At 74.2% G+C, this 3,164-nt stretch carries 3 protein-coding genes and 1 pseudogene; all 4 read right to left on the bottom strand.

Annotated features, from left to right (window positions below):
* Positions 1-552 (bottom strand): annotated as a pseudogene (locus tag B7767_RS25145) (cytochrome P450); the annotation flags it as partial.
* Positions 553-620: 68 nt separating this feature from the next.
* Positions 621-1,616: a nucleoside triphosphate pyrophosphohydrolase gene (locus B7767_RS25140; protein WP_085574192.1), complete on the bottom strand. Its 996-nt coding sequence runs from the start codon at positions 1,614-1,616 to the stop codon at positions 621-623.
* Between the two features lie 85 nt (positions 1,617-1,701).
* Entirely contained in the window at positions 1,702-2,349 is a 648-nt protein-coding gene (locus B7767_RS25135; protein ID WP_085574191.1) for a SurA N-terminal domain-containing protein, read from the bottom strand.
* Positions 2,350-2,510: 161 nt separating this feature from the next.
* A partial coding sequence (locus B7767_RS25130) for a tol-pal system YbgF family protein (protein ID WP_373408237.1) occupies positions 2,511-3,164 on the bottom strand: 654 nt, incomplete at its 5' end.

The following is a 3,164-nucleotide window of genomic DNA, read 5'->3' as shown; positions in this document are numbered from 1 at the left end:
GCGGGGCCCCCCGCCGTGACGGATCATCATGCCCGCCCAGTCCCGGAAGTCGTCCTGGTCCTCGCGCGGGACGCCGAGCAGGTCACAGATGGCGTAGATGGGGAGGGGGAAGGCGAACTCGTGGATGAGGTCGGCGGAGCCGCTGTCCGCGAACCGGTCGATGAGCCCGTCGGTGAGCTCCTGCACGCGGGGCGCGAACTCGGCGACCCGGCGCGGGGTGAACGCCTTGCTGACCAGCCGCCGCAGCCGGGTGTGGTCCGGCGGGTCGATGTTCAGCAGGTGCGTCATCAGCTCCGCCTGGCGCTCCCCGGGGATACCGGTCTTGCCCTTGGCGTGCGCGGGCTCGTCGTGGTGCGCGGGGTTCTTGGACAGCCGGTTGTCGGCGAGCGTCTGCTTGGCGTCGGCGTACCGCGTGACCAGCCAGGCCTCCACCCCGCTGGGCAGCCGGGTCCTGCGCACGGGCTCGTGCTCACGCAGCCAGGCGTAGGCGGGGTAGGGATCGGCGGCGAACTCCCAGCTGAAGAGTTCGGGAGTGAGGGGCTGGTCATGCATGCGGCGACCCTAACGGGCGGCGGGGGCGGGAAACTCCTGCCCCGCGCCCCGCGCCCCGCACCCCGTACTCAGCCCTCGCCCCGGCCACCCTCCGCAGCCCGTATCGCGTCGCGGTACACCCGCGCGGCCGCCCGCAACGCCGCCTCCGGATCCACCCCCGCCGCCTCCGCGCGGACCGCCAGGGCGAGCAGTTCGTAGCCGATGCCCTCGCCCGCGGGGAGGGGGACGGGGAGACCGGCGGTGCGGACGCGGGACGCCAGCTTCGCGGTGAGGGCGAGGGCGGGCTGGCCGAGGGGGATGCCGTCGGTCACGGACTCGCGCCGCTTCTCGATCGCCTTCGTGCGCAGCCAGTGTTCCTTGACGTCCTCGGGGGTCTCGGCCGTCTCGTCGCCGAAGACGTGCGGGTGGCGGTGGATGAGCTTGGCGACGATCCCGCCGGCCACGTCGTCGACCGAGAAGGGGGCGTCCGGGTCCTCCTCCGCTATCCGCGCGTGGAAGACGACCTGGAGCAGTACGTCCCCCAGTTCCTCGCGCAGCTCGTCCCGGTCGCCCTCCTCGATGGCCTCGACGAGTTCGTACGCCTCCTCGATGCCGTACTTCGCCAGCCCCTTGTGGGTCTGCTGCGAGGACCACGGGCACTCCGCGCGGATGCGGTCCATGACCTGCACGAGGTCGAGCAGCCGGGCGCCCGGCAGGTCGTAGGAGGCGGGCAGCAGTTCCAGCTCGGGCATCCGCACCCTGCCGGTCCCGGCCAGCCGGGCCAGCCCGTCGGTCAGGGCGGGCTCGCCCTCGCCGGTGGCGACGACCACCACCGTCCGCCCGCCGGCGCAGGCGTCGACGATCTCCTCGGCGGTCGGTGCCGCCTCCTCGACCGGTGTCCCGGCCTCCCGCAGATACGGAAGCTGCGGGTGGGCGCCGTCCGCGCACAGCACCCTGTCGGCCGCGTGCAGGGCCTGCCAGGCCGGCCAGGACAGCAGGCCGGGCGCGACACGGTGGCTGGTGGTGAGCAGGACGACTCGGCCGGGGCCGGTCCCGGGGTCCGGTGCGGGGCTGATTGCGTTCACACTGCGAAACTAGCCCACCCCGCCGACAGCCCCCGGGTTGTCCACAGGCCCGTTGTCCACAGGCCGGTCGTCCACGGGCGGCGGGTCAGAGCGTCTGCGGCATCCCGGTCGCCGTGACGTCCCGTACCCACGGCGTCCTGGCGTCGACCCGGCTGCTCTTCTCGACGTCCCAGTCGCCGTAGCGCGGGTTGAGGTCGACGTCGAGCTTCTCGCCCGCCTCGGACAGCGCCTGCCAGAACTCGGGCCGGCTGGTGTCGGTGCCGAGCTGCTGGGCGAGCTTCTGGGCCTGGATCTGGAGGCGGAAGTTGGCGTCGAGGCGCTGCGGCGGGATGCCGTACTGCTGCAGCCAGGCCGCCTCCAGCGCCTCGGCGCCGCCGGCCTGCTGCTCCAGCCCGGCCCGCATCCGCTGGACCTCGCGGTTCGTGACCGTCACGCCGGCGTCCCGTGCGGCGCGCTCCAGCACCCGGTCCAGGACCATGCCGTGCAGGGTGTCGCGGGTGAGGCTGCCGGTGCGGGCGATGGCCTGCTGGTACTGGGCGTCGTCCGGTACGGCCGCCCGCTGGGCCGCGCGGACCTCGTCGACCCTGTTCTCCAGCTGCGACACGGTGATCCGCTCGCCGCCGACGACGGCTGCCGCACCGGGGTGCGCGTCGTTCCCGCAGGCGGTGAGCAGGGGCGCCGCTGCGGCGATCGCGGCGGTGAGGAGGAGCGCGGTGCGACGGCGGCGGTGCAAGGAGACCTCCTGAGGAGAGCTTGTGCGGCGGTGCACAAAGTCTTGCGGTGATCGATGGTAGGCATCGGCCAAGCTCTGGCCAACCCATTCGACCAACGATTCACGAGGAGTTCCGGCACCGGCGTCCGCCCCGTACGGCGCAGCGGCCCGCCGTCCCGCCGTCAGCGCACCTGTCCCAGCCACTGCAGCGTCCGCCGGATGTCGGCGGCCAGCGGGTGCCCCGGTCCCTGCACGCGCTCCACGTCGTGCAGCAGCCGCACCAGCGTGTCGTGCGCGGCGGCCCGGTCGCCCAGGGCGAGCAGCAGATGGCCGATGCGGCGGCGCACGTCGTGGGCGAGCTGCGGGTCGCCGGCGGCCACGTACTGGTTCTCGTAGTACGCCAGCAGCGCCCGGTACTCGGCGAGCGCCGCCGCGGGTTCGCCGAGCTGCTCCAGGCACTGGGCGGCCTCGTAGCGGTAGCGCAGGGACTGCGGGTCGGCCTGGCCGGCCTCGGCGGCGCGTTCGTCGGCGAGGCGGCGCAGTTCGGGCAGGGCGCGCCGGTACTGGCCGTCGTCCAGGAGCGTGGCCGCGTACTGCTTGCGCAGGGTGCGCACGACCGGCGAGTGCTCGCCGTGCTGCTCGGCGGCGACGGGCAGGATCGAGCCGAGGATGTCGACCGCCTGGGTGATGCGGCCCTCGCCGAGCAGCCGCTTCACCTCGTCCACGGCGGCGGCGACGTCGGCCTTCTCCGCCGCGGGCGTGGGCGGTGCGGCGGGGGCCGGGTGGGGAGCGGGCGTGCGGGCACGGTCCGGCCAGGGGGCGTGCGGGCGCAGGAA

This window comes from Streptomyces sp. 13-12-16, from assembly GCF_002114215.1.
In the GTDB taxonomy this organism is placed as follows: Bacteria; Actinomycetota; Actinomycetes; order Streptomycetales; family Streptomycetaceae; genus Streptomyces.
Note: the sequence above shows the minus strand (reverse complement) of the source record. Positions and strands in the feature narration are given on the sequence as shown.